Here is an 18,865-nt window from a genome sequence, read left to right as displayed (position 1 = left end):
CGATCCCGGCCATTCGCAAACCGGAACGCTCCATGTCAAATGTCGTGCATTTTGCCAGCCGCGCCTCCGGGGTTGCGGCAACGGGCAAGTCTGGCCTGGTGCCAGGCGGGCTGGCCCCCTTGCTGACCGCCTTTGCCCATCACCGCCGCCGTCCGGGCGATGCGTTCTGGCTGAAGGAGAATGCCGAACTGCTGGGCATTCTGTCTGCCCTCGGGCGCAGGCTGCCCGATCTGGCGCTGGCGGCCTATCAGCCCTTTCACGAGGGGGCTGCGGCGCAGATCGCGCTTTATCCGCAATATTACCGCATGATCCTGGGCGTGGTGACCGCGCTGGAGGATCTGGGCTATCCCGGCGATCTGGGGCCACGTCTGGCGCAATGGATCCTGCGCGAAGGCTGGCCCGACAGCGAGGTCAACGATCTGCAACGCGCTGAGGTGCGCTTTCTGCTGGCGCGCAACGGCGTGACATGGGCGCCGGAGGGGCTGGATGCGCGCCTGATGGCCTTCATCTCGCGCCCGGAAACCTTCGCCTTGCCCAATCCGCGCGCAGCCTATGATCTGCTGCATGTGGTGTTCTACCTGTCGCATTACGGGCGCCAGCCCCTGCACCTGCCGCAAGCCGCCATCGACAGCCTTGTCACCTTGGGCAGTCTGGCGCATCTTGAACAGAATGGCGATCTGCTGGCCGAGGTCTGTCTGGCCCTGCGCTTTGTGGCAGCGCCTTTGCCGCCGCTGTGGCTGCACCATCTGCGGCGGGAAGCGGCCGCCTCACGCGTCGAGGCGCGGGCTTGCGAAGATTCCTCGGATGCCTATCACAATTATCTTGTCAATCAGTGGTTGTTGGGCACTATGGGGGAATTCGTGTTTGGTGTGCCCGCAACCTCCGGTCCAATGAGCTTTCACGTGCCGCGACCCGTCATTTCTCCCCTCAGGGAGTTCACTCAGGCCCTGATGCAACCCGGCTTCCGGCGCATGGCCGAGTGGCCGGATCTGCGCGTCGCCTGCGCGCCGCATGTCTCGCCCCAGGCGCTTGCCGTGGCGGATGCAGGGGCCGAGGGATCGCCGGGCTTTGCACGCTTCATCCGTGGCTTTGCGCGGCTCAGCCATCCAGCCGCGCCGGGACCGCAGCGGGTGCAGGCGTGACGGGGGCGCCGGGCCTCTCCAATCCCCAAAAGGCCGCGCTCACCGGCGCGGCGCTGACCATTCTGAACACGCTGGTCGGCGTGACCGCCGATGCCAGCGCCAAGGATCTGGTCTCCAGCCATGCCGCGCCGCAACTGATGGCCCTGTCGGGGCTTTTGGCGGTGGGCGTCGGGCTTGGCCTGTCGGCAGCCGGGCAGGGGCGCATGATCCTTGGCACGGCGACGCCGGGCCGCGTGGCGCTGCGCTCCTGTCTGGGGGCGCTGTCGACACTGGGCTTTTTCCTCGCCCTGCGCGATCTGCCCTTTGCCGAGCTGTTTCCCTTCATGGCGCTGATGCCGATCATGGGCGCGGCCCTGTCGGCATTGATCCTACGCGAGCAGATCGGCGCCCGTGTCTGGATGGCGCTGGCCTGCGGCCTGACCGGCATGTTGATCCTGTTTCCCGACGGGGTGCATGGCATTGCGGCCGGGCATGTTTACGGCTTTGGCGCCAGCCTGGCCGGTGCCGCCTCCATCGTGCTGTCACGCGGCATCAGCCGTAACCATACCCATGCCTTCGCGCAGGTGTTTTATGCGCAACTCGCCTGCGCGCTGCTGGGCCTTCTGGCGCTGCCCTTCGTCTGGCACCCGATGAGCCTTGGCGATCTTGGCCTGCTGGCGGTCTATACCGGGTTCTTGCTGACGACACGCTGGCTGATGGTGATGATCGTGCGGCTGCTGCCGGCCTATGTCGCGATGCAGATTGCCAATGTGCAATTCGTCTGGATGGTGAGCATCGGCTATCTGATGTTCGGTGAGGCCACCGGCGCCCATGTCTGGCTGGGGGCGGGGCTGATCGTCGCCTCTGGCATCTGGCTGTTGCAAGCGCAGCGCCCCAGCCCGAGCCCGGAAACGGCGCCAGCCGCGCCGCCGGTGCCTGCGGAATAAAGCCTCAGATCGAGAACGAGGTGCCGCAGCCGCAGCTGGCTGTGGCATTGGGATTCTGGATCACGAAGCGCGCGCCGATCAGCTCTTCGGTATAGTCGATGACCGCATCGGCCAGGAAGGGCAGGGATACCGGGTCGACCAGCACCTTCTGGCCCTCGCGCTCCAGCACCAGATCATCGCCCGCCGGATCATCCAGCCGGATGTCATACTGGAAGCCTGAACAGCCGCCGCCATCCACGGCCACGCGCAGGGCTTTTTGCTCGCCCGTCATCTCGGCAATCTCGGCCAGCCGCGCGAAAGCACGGGGGGTGACACGAGGCAGGTGAGCATCCTCGGGCAGTTTCAGGTCCATCGCCGGATTTTCCTTAGCCTTCATGGGGTTTTCCACATATAGAGAAGGCAAAGGCATGAAACAAGAACCGATGACCCAAAGCTTTGCTCCCTTCGCCTGCCTGCCCGACGCCTCGCGCGGGCGGCGCCTGCCCGAAACGATGTCGACCTTCCGCTCGCCCTTTCAGCGCGACCGCGACCGCATCATCCATTCCTCGGCTTTCCGCCGACTGAAGCATAAAACCCAGGTGTTTATCGAACATGAAGGCGACTATTACCGCACGCGCCTGACCCATTCGATCGAGGTGGCGCAGGTGGCGCGCACCATTTCGGGCGTGTTGGGACTGAACACCGATCTGGCCGAATGCATCGCGCTCGCGCATGATCTGGGCCATACCCCCTTCGGCCATACCGGCGAGGATGCGCTGGCGCGGCTGATGCAGCCCTATGGCGGGTTTGACCATAACGCGCAGGCGCTGCGCATCGTCACCCGGCTGGAGCGGCATTATGCCGGGTTTGACGGGCTGAACCTGACCTGGGAAAGCCTGGAGGGCATCGCCAAGCATAACGGCCCCGTCATTGGCCCCAATGCCGATGAGAAACATGCAGGCCCCTTGCCCTATGCTTTGGCCGAGGTGAATGCCCAGTGGGATCTGGAACTGCACACCCATGCCAGCGCCGAGGCGCAGGTGGCGGCGATTGCCGATGACGTGGCCTATAGCCATCACGATCTGCATGACGGCTTGCGCTCGGGCCTGTTCACCGAGGCCGATCTGATGGAACTGCCCGTCACCGCCCCCGCCTTCGAGGAGGTGGACCGCCTTTACCCCGGCCTTGACAAGATGCGCCGCAGGCATGAGGCGCTGCGCCGGGTCTTTGGCCGCATGGTGGAGGATGTGATCCATGTGGCGCAAAACCGGCTTGACGCCGCGCAGCCCAAATCGGTGGAGGAAATCCGCCATATGGGCACCACGATCATCCGCTTTTCCAAACCGCTGTATCAAGAGCTGAAGGCCGTGCGCAGCTTCCTGTTCCATCGCATGTATCGCGCGCCCTCCGTGGTGGAGATGCGGGCGCGGGTGACGGCCATGCTGGACGACCTCTTTCCGCTGTTCCTGCAACGGCCCGAGCTGCTGCCCGAGGAATGGCGCGCCGATATCGAGGCCGCGCAGGATGAAACACAGCTGGCCCGGATCGTCGCCGATTATGTGGCGGGCATGACCGATCGCTTTGCCATTCAGGAACACGGGCGGCTGTTTGGCTGAGCCGTCGCCGCGGGGGTTTCACACCCCCGCACCCCCGTGGGATATTTGGGCCAAGATGAATGGGCGCGGCTTTTCCGCTTGCACTGCGGCGCAGCGCGTGAAAAGGGGAACCGCCAAACGATCCCTTCCCATGACCCGTTCAGGAGGCTCCCATGGAGATTCGCGAGGCTCTCACCTTTGACGATGTTCTGCTTGTTCCGGCGGCCAGCAATGTGCTGCCCTCCGATGCGGATACCTCGACTTTCGTGACCAAAGCGATCCGCATGAACATCCCGCTGCTGTCCAGCGCGATGGATACGGTGACCGAGGGCCGCATGGCGATTGCCATGGCGCAGGCGGGCGGGATTGGCGTCATTCACCGCAATCTCGACATCGAGGCGCAGGCGCGCGAGGTGCGGCGGGTGAAGCGGTTTGAAAGCGGCGTGGTTTACGCCCCGATCACCCTGCGCGCCGATCAGACCATGGCCGATGCCAAGGCCTTGCAAGAGCGCTATAACGTCACTGGCTTTCCGGTGGTCGATGCCGATGGCCGCGTCGTGGGCATCGTGACCAATCGCGACATGCGCTTTGCCACCGATGACAAGACCCCGGTTTCGGTCATGATGACCTCGGACAATCTGGCAATCCTGCGCGAGCCTGCGGATCGCGAGGCCGCGATCAGCCTGATGAAGGCGCGGCGCATCGAAAAGCTGCTGGTGACCGATGGGACGGGCAAGCTGACCGGCCTCTTGACGCTGAAGGATACCGAGAAATCGGTGCTGAACCCCCATGCCTGCAAGGATGAGATGGGGCGGCTGCGGGTTGCGGCGGCCTCCACCGTGGGCGATGCCGGGTTCGAGCGCAGTCAGGCGCTGATAGAGGCGGGTGTGGATCTGGTGGTGATCGACACCGCCCATGGCCATAGCGAAGGCGTGGCCCGCGCGGTGGAACGCATCAAGGCGCTGGCCAGCGGTGTGCAGGTGATTGCGGGCAATGTGGCGACCGCCGAGGCCACCCGCGCCCTGATCGGGGCAGGTGCCGATGCTGTGAAGGTGGGGATCGGCCCCGGCTCGATCTGCACCACGCGCATTGTGGCCGGTGTGGGCGTGCCGCAGCTGACTGCGATCATGGACGCCTCGCGCGCGGCGGGCGACATTCCGGTCATCGCGGATGGCGGCATCAAGTTCTCGGGCGATTTCGCCAAGGCGATTGCGGGCGGGGCCTCCTGCGCCATGGTCGGCAGCGCCATCGCGGGCACCGACGAATCCCCCGGCGAAGTGATCCTGTGGAACGGCCGCAGCTACAAATCCTATCGCGGCATGGGCTCTTTGGGCGCCATGGCGCGCGGCAGTGCCGACCGCTATTTCCAGAAAGACGCCGCCAGCGACAAGCTGGTGCCCGAGGGCATCGAAGGGCAGGTGCCCTATAAGGGGCCGGTTGCCACGGTGGTGCATCAGATGGTTGGCGGCTTGCGCGCGGCCATGGGTTATACCGGCAACCGCACGGTGGCCGAGATGCGCGCCAATTGCAATTTCGTGCGCATCACCGGCGCGGGCCTCAAGGAATCGCATGTTCATGACGTGCAGATCACCCGCGAAAGCCCGAATTACCGGATCGGCTGATGTGTGCTGCCCTTGAGGCGGGCGCATGACGCCCGCCGCCCGTCTCTCTGCCGCCATCCAGATCCTCGACCGGATCATCGCAGGCGCACCTGCGGAGCAGGCCTTGGTCAATTGGGCGCGCGCCTCGCGCTTCGCGGGCTCGGGCGACCGCAACGCCATCCGCGATCTGGTGTTTGACGCGCTGCGCTGCCGTCGCAGCTTTGCCGCCCTTGGCGGCGGCGACACCGGGCGCGGTCTGGTGCTGGGCGCCCTGCGCGCCAGCGGGGCCGACCCCGAGGCCTTGTTCACCGGCGAGGGCCATGCCCCTGCGCCGCTTGGCCCCGAAGACGCGGGCCGCGCGCCACAAGGCTTTGAGATTGCAGACATTCCAGATTGGCTTGGCCCGCAGTTGCAGGCCGACCTGGGCGCAGATTTCGCCGCCGTGGGAGAGGCGATGCGCCACCGCGCGCCGGTGTTTCTGCGCGTAAATCTGCGCCGCGCCACGCAGGCGCAGGCCCTTGCCGCCTTGACTGAGGACGGGGTTGAGGCCGTGCCGCATCCGCTGTCGCCGACCGCGCTGGAGGTGATGGCAGGCGCGCGCAAGATCGCCGCCTGCCGCGCCTATGCCGAGGGTCTGGTGGAGCTGCAAGACGCCGCCTCGCAGGCGGTGATCGACGCCTTGCCCCTGCAAGATGGCATGCGCGTGCTGGATTTTTGCGCGGGCGGAGGGGGCAAGACCTTGGCCATGGCGGGCCGCGCCCGTCTGGCGCTGTTTGCCCATGATGCCGCGCCCGCGCGCATGCGCGATCTGCCTGCGCGGGCCAGGCGGGCCGGTGCGAAAGTTACCTTGACCGAGGCGCCCAAAGCCCCCTTCGATCTGGTTTTGGCCGATGTGCCCTGTTCGGGCTCCGGCAGCTGGCGGCGCGCGCCCGAGGGCAAATGGCTGCTGACACCGGAGCGGCTGCGGTCGCTGGTCGAGGTTCAAGCCAAAATCTTGCGCGATGTCGCGGCGCTGGTGCGGCCTGGCGGCTGGATCGGTTATGCGACCTGCTCGATGCTTCACATTGAGAACGGCGCCCAGGTGCATGATTTTATTTCAGAAAACAGAAAATGGTCCTGCGAATACCAGCGCAGCCTGACCCCGCTGGACGGCGGCGACGGCTTCTTTGTGGCCTTGCTCCGGCATTCCCCTAAAGGTTGAATATTTTTCCGCCACCACGCATGATGCAGTTAAGGGCGAGTTAACCTTTTGCGTGCCGAATGACGTGGATGATTCCCGGAGGCGGTCAATGGCGGGCAAACCCGTGTCGGAACAAGCAGAGCAGATACCAGAGCCCGAGGAGGGGTCTTGGTTCGATGCCTTGTCCGCTGCCGCCGCAACGCTCAGCGCACATATCTGGCTGCTGCTGGTGGCCGCCATCATCTGCGCCGTCGCCGTCGTCCTGGCAGGGACGCCCGAGGTGCGGCGCATGGCGGGCTATATTGGCATCACCCTGTGCATGCTGGTCTTGGTGGTGCGCGGTATCGTCATGATCGGCAAGATGCGGCGGCGGCGGCTGGAATCCGGCTTGCTGCGGCTGATGGGGCATGACAGCGCGCCATGTTTCTCCACTGATGGCGCCGGGATGATCGGCTTTCAGAACGCGATTGCGCGAGAACGTTTCGGCAAGCGTGACGGGGCCAGCCTGATTTCCGCCTTGCAGGATCAGTTCGCAAGCCCGGCCTCGGTGCTTTACCGATTGCAGAGCCGCGCCATGGTTTACGGCTTTGCCCGCGAGGATGTGGTGACGCGGCGCGGCCATATCCGCCTCACCACGCATCGCATCGGCGCCGCCCGCTTCCTGTGGCGTCTGGAGGAGTTTCAGGATCGCGGCGGCGGTCGCGGCGCAGAAACCCTTAGTCTTCCGATGCTGGTGGCCAACAAGGCGGGTGTGATCCTATTTTCAAATGAGGCGATGCGGCGTTTGATTGGTGAACGCCCCAAACGGCTGGATCGCGTCTTTCTGGAACAGCAGTTGCGGTCGGGGGAAGAGGTCGAGGTTGCGGCCATTGCCGGCCCCGTGCGCGCGATTCTGGCCGAGGTGGAAGGGCCGGGCGAGCGGCGTGAAATCTACCTGCTGCCAGTGCCCCGCGCCAATCTGGACGAACATGCCTTGGCCGATTTTGAACATGTGCCGGTCGCGCTGATGAAATTCGCCTCGGATGCCTCGTTCCGCGTGGCCAACAAGGCCGCCCGCGAGGCGCTTGGCCTCGAGCCGGACGAGGCACCGCCCTTCCATGATCTTTTTGAAGGGCTGGGGCGCGCCGTGTCTGACTGGCTTGCCGATATTGCGGCAGAGCGTATCCCTGCCGGGTCCGAGGTTCTGCGCCTGCGCAGGTCGGATGCGGATATCTTTTACCAGATCACCCTGCGCCGCATCGTGGAGCAGGGACGGGGTGTGGTTCTGGCCGTTTTGAACGATGCCACCGCGCTGAAAACATTGGAGGCGCAATTCGTTCAAAGCCAGAAGATGCAGGCAATCGGGCAGCTCGCCGGAGGAATTGCGCATGATTTCAACAATCTGCTGACGGCAATCTCGGGCCATTGTGATCTGCTTTTGCTGCGCCACGATCCGTCGGACCCGGAATATGCCGATCTGGTGCAGATCCATCAGAATGCCAACCGCGCGGCCAGTCTGGTTGGGCAATTGCTGGCATTCTCGCGCAAACAGACGTTGAAACCGGGCCGCCTCGACCTTCAGGAAGTGCTGTCAGACCTGACCCACCTGCTCAACCGCCTGGTTGGGGAACGGATCAACCTGCGCCTCGCCCATGCCCCCGACATGGGGCATATCCGCGCTGATAAACGGCAGTTGGAACAGGTCATCATGAACCTCGTCGTCAATGCGCGCGATGCAATGCCAGAGGGCGGCACAATCCGCATCGAGACCGAGGCCGTAACGCTGGATCAGGAGATGCGCCGGGATCGTGCGGTGGTGCCTGCGGGCCAATATGCGGTGATCCGCGTGGTTGATACCGGTCATGGCATTCCCGCAGACCGGCTCCAGAAAGTGTTCGAGCCATTCTACACCACTAAACGCGTTGGCGAGGGCACCGGCCTTGGCCTGTCCACCGCCTATGGGATCGTCAAGCAATCGGGTGGTTTCATCTTTATCGACAGCCAGATGGGCCTTGGCACGGTGTTTCACCTGTACTTCCCGATCAATGAAGGGCTGGAGGAAGGTGATCTGGCGCCGCGGGGCGACACCTTGCCCCGTCCCGCCCTCCGCAAATCCGAAGGCGGGGTTGTACTGCTGGTGGAGGACGAGGCACCGGTACGGGCCTTTGCCTCCCGCGCCTTGCGCCTGCGGGGCTTCACCGTGCTGGAGGCCGACAGCGCGGAGGCCGCCCTGGAGACGCTCGAAGACCCCGGCCTCGACATTGATCTTTTTGTCACCGATGTGGTGATGCCAGGCATGGACGGGCCAAGCTGGGTCAAGAAGGCGCTGGAAACCCGGCCGAATGTGCCGACGATCTTTGTATCCGGCTATGCGGAGGATTGCCTCTCCGAAAATCAATCCCGCGTGCCGAATTCGGTCTTCTTGCCAAAGCCATTCTCGCTGACGGCTTTGACGGACGCGGTGCAGGATCAACTCAGTTGACGGTGTTCAGCTTTCCGTCTCGCACAGCTTTGCATAAAGCTCGAAATCCGCCGCCGCGACCTTGCGCAACCGCTTTTCGGTGGCAGGTTCCAGATCCAGCGGGGCCGGAGGAGAGACGTTCAAGCGGGGCAGGGTGATCTCGCAATCCAGCCTGTCTTCCAGAAAAGCGATCAGCGTATCAATCCGCTCATATCGGAACAAATGATCGAGTCCTTTGTCGCCGGTCTTGTCTGGCTTCGGCATCAGAAACTGCGCCTGCGAACCAACGGCGACCGAGGGCGGCGGATCGTCGGAGCAATAGGCCCGCACGAAAGCGTCGAAATTCATCCCGGCAGTGCTTTTGCGATCATCGCCCATATCCTCGCGCTGCCGATAGCGATACCAGCTGCCCAGCCAGTCCAGTGGCTCGCGCATTGTCGCGATGACGGTAAAGGGCTTGCCCGCCACACTTTCCAGCCAAGGCCCCATGAAGCGGTGATATTTCCGCACCGACGCATGTTTCAGCTGCGGCGGGCGCTGGATGGCGACATGGGCCATCGATTCGAGCGCGGCTTCTATCGCGGTAGTGCCGGTCTTGGGAGTGGCCAGCATGGTCAGCCGCTGATGCCAGAATACGAGCATTTTTGTCTCTTTTCGCCTGCGTCAAGGGGAATGGCCGAAAAAACAACGGCGCCGCCCGCTGCGTAAACTATCCCTTAACCCTTCCATGAAAAAGCTGAATCTGTGCAAAAAGCTGTTGATATGTTCTCGGTTTGATCTCATATACACATGAACAGAAACTGAACATCCGCGCGTCGAGCCGCATTGCTCCCGCGACCGGGCTATGGGATAAGGACGGATACAGATGGCCTCGGCAACTCTCTTCGACCTGAACGGAAAGCGCGACATGGATAAGACGAAAGCGCTGGAAAGCGCGCTGGCACAGATCGAACGGCAGTTCGGCAAGGGCTCGATCATGAAACTGGGCGAGAACAACCCGGTGATGGAGATCGAGGCGACTTCGACCGGCTCGCTGGGCCTGGATATCGCGCTTGGGATCGGCGGCCTGCCGAAGGGGCGCATTGTCGAGATTTACGGGCCGGAAAGCTCGGGCAAGACGACGCTGACCCTGCATGTGGTGGCCGAAGAGCAGAAAAAGGGCGGGGTTTGTGCCTTTGTGGACGCGGAACACGCGCTGGACCCGCAATATGCCAAGAAACTGGGCGTGAACCTCGACGAGCTGCTGATCTCGCAGCCCGATACGGGCGAGCAGGCGCTGGAGATTGTGGATACGCTGGTGCGCTCGGGCGCGGTGAGCCTGATCGTGGTCGACTCGGTCGCGGCGCTGACGCCCAAGGCCGAGATCGAAGGCGATATGGGCGATGCGACCGTCGGCGCCCAGGCCCGTCTGATGAGCCAGGCCATGCGCAAGCTGACCGCCAGCATCGGCCGCAGCAATTGCATGGTGATCTTCATCAACCAGATCCGCATGAAGATCGGCGTGATGTTTGGCAGCCCGGAAACCACCACCGGCGGCAATGCGCTGAAATTCTATGCCTCGGTCCGGCTTGATATTCGCCGCATCGGCTCGATCAAGGATCGGGACGAAGTGGTGGGCAATACGACCCGCGTGAAAGTGGTGAAAAACAAGGTGGCGCCGCCGTTCAAACAGGTGGAATTCGACATCATGTATGGCGAGGGCATCTCGAAAACCGGGGAACTGGTCGATATTGGCGTGAAGGCCGGTGTCGTCGAGAAATCCGGCAGCTGGTATTCCTATGGCGACGAGCGGATCGGGCAGGGGCGCGAGAATGCCAAAAGCTTCCTGAAGGCCAATCCCGGCACCGCGCTGGAGATTGAGGACAAGATCCGCGCCGCCAACGGGCTGGATTTCCACATGGCGGAGGGCGCCAGCGAGGATGATGTCGTCGACATGTGATCAAATTCCGGGGTGAACCCGGGGCAAGCCGTGGAAATCAGGGCGCTTTCGGGCGCCCTTTTTCATGGCTTGCCGCCTTGCAATGATGGACAGTGCCCGCCCGCGCCGCTAAACCGGGCGGCAACGCATCCGCCTTTGGCACAGGAGCCACCCTTCCATGCCGTCATTGAACGACATCCGGTCCACCTATCTCGATTTCTTCAAGCGCAACGGCCATACGGTCGTCGACAGCAGCCCGCTGGTACCGCGCAATGACCCGACGCTGATGTTCACCAATTCGGGCATGGTGCAGTTCAAGAACTGCTTCACCGGGGTGGAAAAGCGCGATTATGTGCGCGCCACCACCGCACAGAAATGCGTGCGGGCGGGCGGCAAGCACAATGACCTCGACAATGTGGGCTATACCGCGCGGCACCACACCTTCTTTGAAATGCTGGGGAATTTCAGCTTTGGCGACTATTTCAAGGCCGAGGCGATCAATTTCGCATGGGAACTGCTGACCAAGGATTTCGACATTCCGAAATCGAAACTGCTGGTCACGGTCTATCATACCGATGACGAGGCCGCGCAGATCTGGAAGAAGGTCGCAGGGCTTTCGGATGACCGGATCATCCGCATTCCGACCAGCGACAATTTCTGGCAAATGGGGCCGACCGGACCCTGCGGCCCCTGCACCGAGATTTTCTACGATCACGGCGACCATATCTGGGGCGGCCCGCCCGGCAGCGCCGATGAGGATGGTGACCGCTATATCGAGATCTGGAACAACGTCTTCATGCAGAACGAGCAGTTCGAGGACGGCTCGATGATCGACCTCGACATGCAGTCGATCGACACAGGCATGGGGCTGGAACGGATCGGCGCGTTGCTGCAAGGCAAGCACGACAATTATGACACCGATCTGATGCGCAGCCTGATCGAGGCCTCGGCCCATCTGACCTCGGCCGACCCGGATGGCCCCGGCAAGGTGCATCACCGCGTGGTGGCCGATCACCTGCGCTCGACCTCGTTCCTGATCGCTGATGGCGTGATGCCCTCGAATGAGGGGCGCGGCTATGTGCTGCGCCGCATCATGCGCCGCGCCATGCGTCACCTCAACATGCTCGGCACGCGCGACGTGACGATGTACAAGCTGGTGCCCGCGCTGGTGCGCCAGATGGGCACCGCCTATCCCGAACTGGCCCGCGCGCAGAACCTGATCGAGGAAACCCTCCGGCTCGAGGAAACCCGCTTCCGCACCACGCTGGATCGCGGCCTGAAACTGCTGGACGAGGAGCTTTCCGGCCTGCCGGAAGGGGCCGATCTGCCCGGCCCGACCGCGTTCAAACTGTATGACACCTATGGTTTCCCGCTGGACCTGACGCAGGATGCCCTGCGCGAAAAGGGCCGCGCGGTGGATGTGGCGGGTTTCGACGCCGCGATGGACGAGCAGCGCGCCAAGGCGCGGGCGAGCTGGTCCGGTTCGGGCGAGGCGAAAGACGCGAAAATCTGGTTTGAGCTGGCTGAAAAGCACGGCGCGACCGAGTTTCTGGGCTATGATGGCGAGACCGCCGAGGGCCAGGTTCTCGCCATCGTCAAGGATGGTGCGCTGATCGGTTCCTCTGACGAGGCGAAGGGCGAAGCCGTGAATATCGTGGTGAACCAGACGCCGTTCTATGCCGAAAGCGGCGGTCAGGTTGGCGATCAGGGCTATATCCGCACCGATACCGGCCTTGCCCGCGTGACCGATACCCGCAAGGTGGCGGGCGTCTTCCTGCATGTGGCCGAGATCGTGGAGGGCGCGATCACCCGTGGCCAGCCCGCCAAGCTGGAGCTGGACCATGCGCGCCGCCAGTCGATCCGCGCCAATCACTCGGCGACGCATCTTCTGAACGAGGCGCTGCGCAATGTGCTGGGCGATCACGTCGCGCAGCGCGGCTCGCTCAATGCGGCGGATCGCCTGCGGTTTGACTTTGCCCATGGCAAGGGGTTGAGCGCCGAGGAACTGGCCTCGGTCGAGGCTGAGGTGAACAGCTATATCCGCCAGAACGGCGCGGTGGAAACCCGGCTGATGTCGCCCGATGATGCGCGCGGCCTTGGGGCGCAGGCGCTGTTCGGCGAGAAATACGGCGAGGAAGTGCGCGTCGTGTCGATGGGTCGGCTGGGCGGCTCGGGCAAGGGTCTGGATGGCAACACCTATTCGATCGAACTCTGCGGCGGCACCCATGTGCGGCAGCTGGGCGAGATCGGGGCTTTTGTGCTGCTGTCGGACAGCGCGTCGTCCTCGGGCGTGCGCCGGATCGAGGCGCTGACTGGCGCCGAGGCGCTGGCCCATATGGCATCGCAGGCGCAGATGCTGGCCGATGTGGCGGCGGTGCTGAAAGTGCCCGCGCCCGAGCTGGCCGAGCGCGCGAAATCCTTGCTGGACGAGCGCAAAAAGCTGGAGAACGAGGTGGCCCAGCTGCGGCGCGAGCTGGCCATGGGCGGCAAATCCGGCGGGCCGGAGGCCGAAGAGATCAACGGCGTGAAGTTCATCGCGCAGGTCATGCAAGGCGTTTCGGGCAAGGACCTGCCGGGCCTGATCGACGAGATGAAGGCACGGCTGGGCTCCGGCGCGGTCTTGCTGATTGCCGATACTGGCGCCAAACCGGCGGTGGCCGCCGGGGTGACCGCCGATCTGACGGCGCGCCTGTCCGCCGTCACGCTGGTCAAGGCCGCCGCCGAGGCGCTTGGCGGCAAGGGTGGCGGTGGCCGTCCCGATATGGCGCAAGCCGGTGGAGCCGATATTTCCATGGCGGATCAAGCGATCGCCGCCGCCAAAGCCGTGATGGAGGCCTGACCCATGCCCACAGCCCTGTGGATCGCCCATGTGGAAGTGACCAACCCCGAGGCCTATGGCACCTATGCCAAGGGCGCGGGCCCGGCGATTGCCGCGCATGGCGGGGTCTTCCTCGCGCGCGGCGGCCGCTATGTGCAACTGGAGGGGAATGAGCGCGCCCGCAATGTGGTGGCGCGTTTCCCTTCGCTGGAGGCCGCCGTCGCTTGCTATCACAGCGCCGAATATCAGGCCGCGCTGGCCCATGCCAAAGGCGCCAGCATCCGGGATCTGGTGGTCGTCGAAGAGGCCGAGTGATCTTGCTCTTGCGCCCTGCGGCATCTCGCGGGGCGCAAACCTGCCGATTTTCCGGGCGCCGCGCAGCCCCTCGCCATTTCCCGTTCATCGCATCTTCATATTTCCGCAACATCCTGTAGGATGAGGCTCAAGAAACGCAAGCGAACGGGCAGGCGCCATGAGTATTGATTTTGCGGCTTTTGCCGCCGGGAGGCCCTGAATGTGCCGTTGGGCCGCCTATATCGGGGCACCGATCTATCTGGAAGAGATCGTCAGCCTGCCACAGCACTCGCTGATCCGGCAAAGCCATTGCGCCACCGAATGCCGCACGGCGATCAATGCCGATGGCTTTGGCATCGCCTGGTATGGCGACAGGTCAGAGCCCGGCCTCTACCGCGACGTGATGCCTGCCTGGAGCGACCCGAACCTGCGCAGCCTGGTGGCCACCGTGAAATCCGGCCTGTTCCTCGCGCATGTGCGCGCCTCCACCGGCACCGCCACCAGCCGCAACAATTGCCATCCCTTCACCTGGGGACGCTGGAGCTTCATGCATAACGGGCAGGTCGGGGGCTATGACGGCTTTCGCCGCAATGCCGATATGCTGATCCCCGATGCGCTTTACCCGCATCGCAAGGGCGCCACCGACAGCGAGGCCCTGTTCCTGGCCGCCATCGCCGAAGGGCTGGATCACGACCCGCGCGGCGCCATGGAACGCGCTTCCGCCGCCTTCATCCGGCTGGCCCGCGAAAAGGGCGAGGCGCCGCATCTGCGGTTGACGGTCGCCATGTCGGATGGGCAGCGCCTTTACGCCATGCGCTATGCCACGGATGATCAGGCGCCAAGCCTCTATCACCGCTGGTCCGCGACCCGCAAGGGCCGTGCCGTGGTGTCAGAGCCACTGGAAGCCGGCGAGGAAAACTGGCTGGAAATCCCCTCCGCGAGCTTCTGCACCTTTGAGGGGGACCGCGTGACGGTCGAGGATTTCCGACCCTGCCGCCTGGCGGCCGCCGCCTGAAGCGGGGGTTTCACACCCCCGCACCCCCCGGGATATTTTCTCCAAGATGAAATGACAAAGGGCAGAGTGATCCTCTGCCCCTTTTCATCTTGGCCTCAATATCCCGGGGGGTGCGGGGGGCTGGCCCCCCGCTGCCGGTCATTCAGCGCGTGCGGCGCGCTTGCGCTCGTGCGGGTCCAGCTCGCGCTTGCGCAGACGCACGATTTTCGGGGTCACTTCCACCAGCTCGTCATCGTCGATATAGGCGATGGCCTCTTCCAGCGACATGCGCACCGGCGGCGTCAGGCGCACTGCCTCGTCCGTGCCGCTGGCACGGACGTTGGTCAGCTTTTTGCCTTTCAGCGGGTTCACTTCCAGATCGTTATCCCGCGAATGCTCGCCAATCAGCATGCCGACATAGACGGCCTCTTGCGCGCCGATGAACAGCTTGCCGCGCTCTTCCAGGTTCCACAGCGCGTAAGCCACCGAAGTGCCGTTCTCCATCGAGATCAGCACGCCCTGGCGGCGGCCCTGGATCGGGCCCTTATGCGGCACCCAGCCGTGGAAGATGCGGTTCAGCACGCCCGAGCCGCGCGTATCGGTCAGGAACTGGCCGTGATAGCCGATCAGACCCCGCGAGGGCACATGGGCCACAATGCGGGTCTTGCCGACGCCAGCCGGTTTCATTTCGACCAGATCGCCCTTGCGCTCGCCGGTCAGCTTTTCAATCACGGCACCGGAATATTCGTCATCGACATCGACGATGACCTCTTCCACCGGCTCCATCCGCACGCCGTCTTCTTCCTTGAAGATCACGCGCGGGCGCGAGATCGACAGCTCGAACCCTTCGCGGCGCATGTTCTCGATCAGCACGCCCATCTGAAGTTCACCACGGCCCGACACGATGAAGGCCTCGCCGCCGGGCGTGTCTTCGACCTTGATGGCGACGTTCACCTCGGATTCGCGCAGCAGGCGCTCGCGGATGACGCGGCTTTGCACCTTGTTGCCGTCTTTGCCCGCCAGCGGGCTGTCATTGATGCCGAAGGTGACCGAGATGGTCGGCGGATCAATGGGTTGAGCGGGCAGGGCGGTGTCGATCGACAGATCGCAAAGCGTATCGGCCACGGTGGCCTTGGTCATGCCCGCGATGGTCACGATGTCCCCGGCCACGGCCTCGTCGATCGGCTGCTGCGACAGGCCGCGGAAGGCGAGGATCTTGGTGACGCGGAACTGTTCAATCCGCTCGCCGGTGCGGGTCAGCGCCTTCAGCGAGGCGCCCACTTTCAGCGTGCCAGCCTCGACGCGGCCGGTCAGGATGCGGCCGATGAACGGGTCGGCCGAGAGGGTAGTGGCGAGCATCTGGAACGGCTCTTCGGCCTTGGCCAGCTGCTTGGGCGCGGGCACATGGCGCACGACCAGTTCAAACAGCGCGCTCAGATCCTTGCGCGGGCCATCCAGCTGCACATCGGCCCAGCCGGAGCGGCCCGAGGCGTAAAGCACCGGGAAATCAAGCTGATCGTCATCGGCACCCAGATTGGCGAACAGATCGAACACTTCGTTCAGCGCGCGGTCGGGTTCGGCATCGGGCTTGTCGACCTTGTTCAGCACCACGATGGGGCGCAGGCCAAGCGCAAGCGCCTTGGAGGTCACGAATTTGGTTTGCGGCATCGGGCCTTCGGCGGCGTCGACTAGCAGCACCACGCCATCCACCATGTTCAGGATGCGCTCCACCTCGCCGCCGAAATCGGCGTGGCCGGGGGTGTCGACGATGTTGATGCGGGTGCCTTCCCACTCCACCGAGGTCGCCTTGGCCAGGATGGTGATCCCGCGCTCGCGTTCGATGTCGTTGCTGTCCATGGCGCGCTCGGTCGTCGCCTGATTGTCGCGGTAGGTGCCGGATTGTTTCAGCAGCTCATCCACGAGGGTGGTCTTGCCATGGTCAACGTGCGCGATGATCGCGATGTTGCGAAGCTCCATCGGAGGGGTCTCTTTTTCTATCTGTGTTGGGCCGGGCCTTACAGGAGGCACGGCAGAAAGGCCAGTGAAACCTTTGCAAATGCGGCAATCAGCTGACGATGTACCAGTCGCGGCGGTGGTTCATGGCGATGATGGCGTTCAGGATCACCGCGCCAAGCGCCGACCACAGCACGCGCTCGGCGGGCAGGATCATGAGTGCGGCGGCGAACAGCGCGAGGTCATAGCCCAGTTGCACCCAGCCCGCCCGCAGCCCCGTGCGATCCTGCACGATCAGCGCGACGATGGAGACGCCGCCCAGGCTGGAGGCATGGCGGAACAGCCCCAGCAGACCGACACCGCAAACCACGCCGAACAGCACGGCAGCGGCTGCGGGATGGATGCCACCCAGCGGGACAAAGGGCGCCATGGCCTCGGCCAGCGCCGAAACTGCCGTCACGCTGACAAAGCTTTTCACCGTGAAGGCCGCGCCTTTGCGCGCATAGGCCAGCGCGTAGAAGGGCAGGTTGATCAGGAAGAATGTGGCGCCAAAACTCCAGCCGCCCGCATAGGCGATCAGCAGCGCCAGCCCGGCCGTGCCCCCGGTGATCAGCCCCGCCGCGCGCAGCAGGTGAATGCCCAGTGCCGCTTGCAGCGCCGAAACGATCAGGCCCTGGGCGTCCTCGGTCAGCGTGTGGCGGGGGGATGAAAGGTCAGCATTCATGACCTGAATATGCCGCAGCGCAGCGCGATTGCCAGTGCCGATTATCGCATGGCGGGGTTGCGGCGGCAGCATGGCTCAGGCGGGATGCGATCAGGTGGCGATATAGCGATCGCGGCGATGGTTCATACCGATCACCAGGTTGAGAACCAGCGCGCCAAGCGCCGACCAGGCCACGGTCACGGCATCGCGCAGCGTAAGAGCCAGTGCGAAAACCACGAGGTCAAACAGCAATTGGGTCCAACCTGCGCGAAAGCCGGTCTTGTCTTGCAGCCAAAGCGCCACAATGCCCACACCGCCAAGGCTGGCCCCGTGGCGGAACAGCGCCAGCAGGGCAGAGCCCGAGATGAACCCCACCAGCACCGCCCCGAGCGCCGGGTGAAGGCTGGCAAAGCTGATGTAATGCGGCAGAACCTGCGCCATGATGGACAGTCCGGCAACCGCGAGGAAGGTCTTGAGGACGAACGCCGCGCCAAAGCGGCGATAGCCGATCCAGTAGAAAGGCAGGTTGACCGCAAAGAACACCGGCCCGAAGGCCCAGCCGGTTGCATAGGAAATCAGCACCGCCAGCCCCGCGGTCTGGCCGGTGACCAGGCCCAGATGGGTCAGCATGGTGATGGCAAAGGCCGCCATCGTGGCGCCATAGACAAGGCCTTGGGCGTCATCCAGCAGGCTGTGGCGGGCGGGCGTGTCAGAGGGGGTCTGGGTCATGGGCGGGTGGTGACACAGGGCCGCGCAATTGAAAAGGGGCCGCCGAGTTGGCGACCCCTTTCCGCGATGCGAACCGCGATTTTTCTGCGAAAAATCGGGCGCCCTGATCAGCCGGCCAGCGCCTTGTTCAGGTATTCGTCGACTTTCTCCAGATAGCCCATGGTGGTCAGCCACTTCTGATCGGGGCCGACCAGCAGCGCCAGATCCTTGGTCATCCAGCCGTCTTCCACGGTCTGCACGCAGACCTTTTCCAGGGTCGCGGCGAATTTCGCCAGCGCCTCGTTGCCATCCAGCTTGGCGCGGTGCTTCAGGCCGCCGGTCCAGGCAAAGATCGAGGCGATGGAGTTGGTCGAGGTCTCCTTGCCCTGCTGGTGCTGGCGATAGTGGCGGGTCACGGTGCCATGCGCCGCCTCGGCCTCCACGATCTTGCCATCGGGCGTCATCAGCACCGAGGTCATCAGACCCAGCGAGCCAAAGCCCTGCGCCACGGTATCCGACTGCACGTCGCCGTCGTAGTTCTTGCAGGCCCAGACATAGCCGCCCGACCATTTCAGCGCCGAGGCCACCATATCGTCGATCAGGCGGTGTTCGTA

At 64.1% G+C, this 18,865-nt stretch carries 16 protein-coding genes; 10 read left to right on the top strand and 6 right to left on the bottom strand.

Annotated features, from left to right (window positions below; translation table 11 throughout):
• Positions 1 to 32: 32 nt before the first annotated feature.
• A complete protein-coding gene (locus JNN06_RS15115; protein WP_291240423.1) occupies positions 33 to 1,142 on the top strand; it encodes a hypothetical protein in 1,110 nt (369 codons plus the stop codon).
• Positions 1,139 to 2,068: a DMT family transporter gene (locus JNN06_RS15110; protein WP_291240422.1), complete on the top strand. Its 930-nt coding sequence runs from the start codon at positions 1,139 to 1,141 to the stop codon at positions 2,066 to 2,068. The genes JNN06_RS15115 and JNN06_RS15110 overlap by 4 nt, the downstream gene beginning before the upstream one ends.
• A gap of 4 nt (positions 2,069 to 2,072) precedes the next feature.
• On the opposite strand, the gene JNN06_RS15105 is transcribed toward JNN06_RS15110, so the two are convergent.
• Positions 2,073 to 2,444 carry an iron-sulfur cluster assembly accessory protein gene (locus JNN06_RS15105; RefSeq protein ID WP_291240421.1) on the bottom strand — a complete coding sequence of 124 codons (372 nt, stop codon included), beginning with the start codon at positions 2,442 to 2,444 and terminating at the stop codon, positions 2,073 to 2,075.
• A 31-nt stretch (positions 2,445 to 2,475) separates the two neighbouring features.
• Between JNN06_RS15105 and JNN06_RS15100 the strand changes: the two genes are divergently transcribed.
• The 4 genes from JNN06_RS15100 (at position 2,476) to JNN06_RS15085 (ending at position 8,884) form a co-directional block, all read left to right on the top strand.
• Complete coding sequence (locus tag JNN06_RS15100) at positions 2,476 to 3,663, top strand: deoxyguanosinetriphosphate triphosphohydrolase (RefSeq protein ID WP_291240420.1); 1,188 nt, start codon at positions 2,476 to 2,478, stop codon at positions 3,661 to 3,663.
• Between the two features lie 152 nt (positions 3,664 to 3,815).
• The gene (guaB, locus tag JNN06_RS15095) at positions 3,816 to 5,264 is read left to right on the top strand and encodes an IMP dehydrogenase (protein WP_291240419.1); all 1,449 of its coding nucleotides are present in this window, start codon (positions 3,816 to 3,818) and stop codon (positions 5,262 to 5,264) included.
• A 25-nt stretch (positions 5,265 to 5,289) separates the two neighbouring features.
• Positions 5,290 to 6,444: an RsmB/NOP family class I SAM-dependent RNA methyltransferase gene (locus tag JNN06_RS15090; RefSeq protein ID WP_291240418.1), complete on the top strand. Its 1,155-nt coding sequence runs from the start codon at positions 5,290 to 5,292 to the stop codon at positions 6,442 to 6,444.
• A gap of 268 nt (positions 6,445 to 6,712) precedes the next feature.
• Positions 6,713 to 8,884 carry an ATP-binding protein gene (locus JNN06_RS15085; protein ID WP_291240437.1) on the top strand — a complete coding sequence of 724 codons (2,172 nt, stop codon included), beginning with the start codon at positions 6,713 to 6,715 and terminating at the stop codon, positions 8,882 to 8,884.
• A 6-nt stretch (positions 8,885 to 8,890) separates the two neighbouring features.
• Here JNN06_RS15085 and JNN06_RS15080 read toward each other — a convergent pair whose 3' ends face one another.
• Entirely contained in the window at positions 8,891 to 9,505 is a 615-nt protein-coding gene (locus JNN06_RS15080; protein ID WP_291240417.1) for a hypothetical protein, read from the bottom strand.
• Positions 9,506 to 9,728: 223 nt separating this feature from the next.
• Here JNN06_RS15080 and recA point away from each other — a divergent pair, with 223 nt between their 5' ends.
• From recA to JNN06_RS15060, 4 genes are all read left to right on the top strand, one after another.
• Complete coding sequence (recA, locus tag JNN06_RS15075) at positions 9,729 to 10,802, top strand: recombinase RecA (protein WP_291240416.1); 1,074 nt, start codon at positions 9,729 to 9,731, stop codon at positions 10,800 to 10,802.
• A gap of 157 nt (positions 10,803 to 10,959) precedes the next feature.
• Positions 10,960 to 13,620, top strand: coding sequence for an alanine--tRNA ligase (alaS, locus tag JNN06_RS15070; protein ID WP_291240415.1), 2,661 nt, complete (start codon positions 10,960 to 10,962; stop codon positions 13,618 to 13,620).
• Between the two features lie 3 nt (positions 13,621 to 13,623).
• The gene (locus JNN06_RS15065) at positions 13,624 to 13,914 is read left to right on the top strand and encodes a DUF1330 domain-containing protein (RefSeq protein WP_291240414.1); all 291 of its coding nucleotides are present in this window, start codon (positions 13,624 to 13,626) and stop codon (positions 13,912 to 13,914) included.
• Between the two features lie 199 nt (positions 13,915 to 14,113).
• A complete protein-coding gene (locus tag JNN06_RS15060) occupies positions 14,114 to 14,908 on the top strand; it encodes a class II glutamine amidotransferase (RefSeq protein WP_291240413.1) in 795 nt (264 codons plus the stop codon).
• A 138-nt stretch (positions 14,909 to 15,046) separates the two neighbouring features.
• Here the strand turns inward: JNN06_RS15060 and typA are convergent, their stop codons facing one another.
• From typA to JNN06_RS15040, 4 genes are all read right to left on the bottom strand, one after another.
• A complete protein-coding gene (gene typA, locus JNN06_RS15055; protein ID WP_291240412.1) occupies positions 15,047 to 16,864 on the bottom strand; it encodes a translational GTPase TypA in 1,818 nt (605 codons plus the stop codon).
• A gap of 88 nt (positions 16,865 to 16,952) precedes the next feature.
• Complete coding sequence (locus JNN06_RS15050; protein WP_291240411.1) at positions 16,953 to 17,564, bottom strand: YitT family protein; 612 nt, start codon at positions 17,562 to 17,564, stop codon at positions 16,953 to 16,955.
• 90 nt (positions 17,565 to 17,654) lie between these two features.
• Entirely contained in the window at positions 17,655 to 18,272 is a 618-nt protein-coding gene (locus JNN06_RS15045) for a YitT family protein (protein WP_291240410.1), read from the bottom strand.
• Positions 18,273 to 18,379: 107 nt separating this feature from the next.
• The coding region (locus JNN06_RS15040; RefSeq protein WP_291240409.1) for an isocitrate/isopropylmalate family dehydrogenase at positions 18,380 to 18,865 on the bottom strand (486 nt) is incomplete at its 5' end.

Source organism: Gemmobacter sp. (genome assembly GCF_016792925.1).
Lineage (GTDB): Bacteria > Pseudomonadota > Alphaproteobacteria > Rhodobacterales > Rhodobacteraceae > Gemmobacter.
Note: the sequence above shows the minus strand (reverse complement) of the source record. Positions and strands in the feature narration are given on the sequence as shown.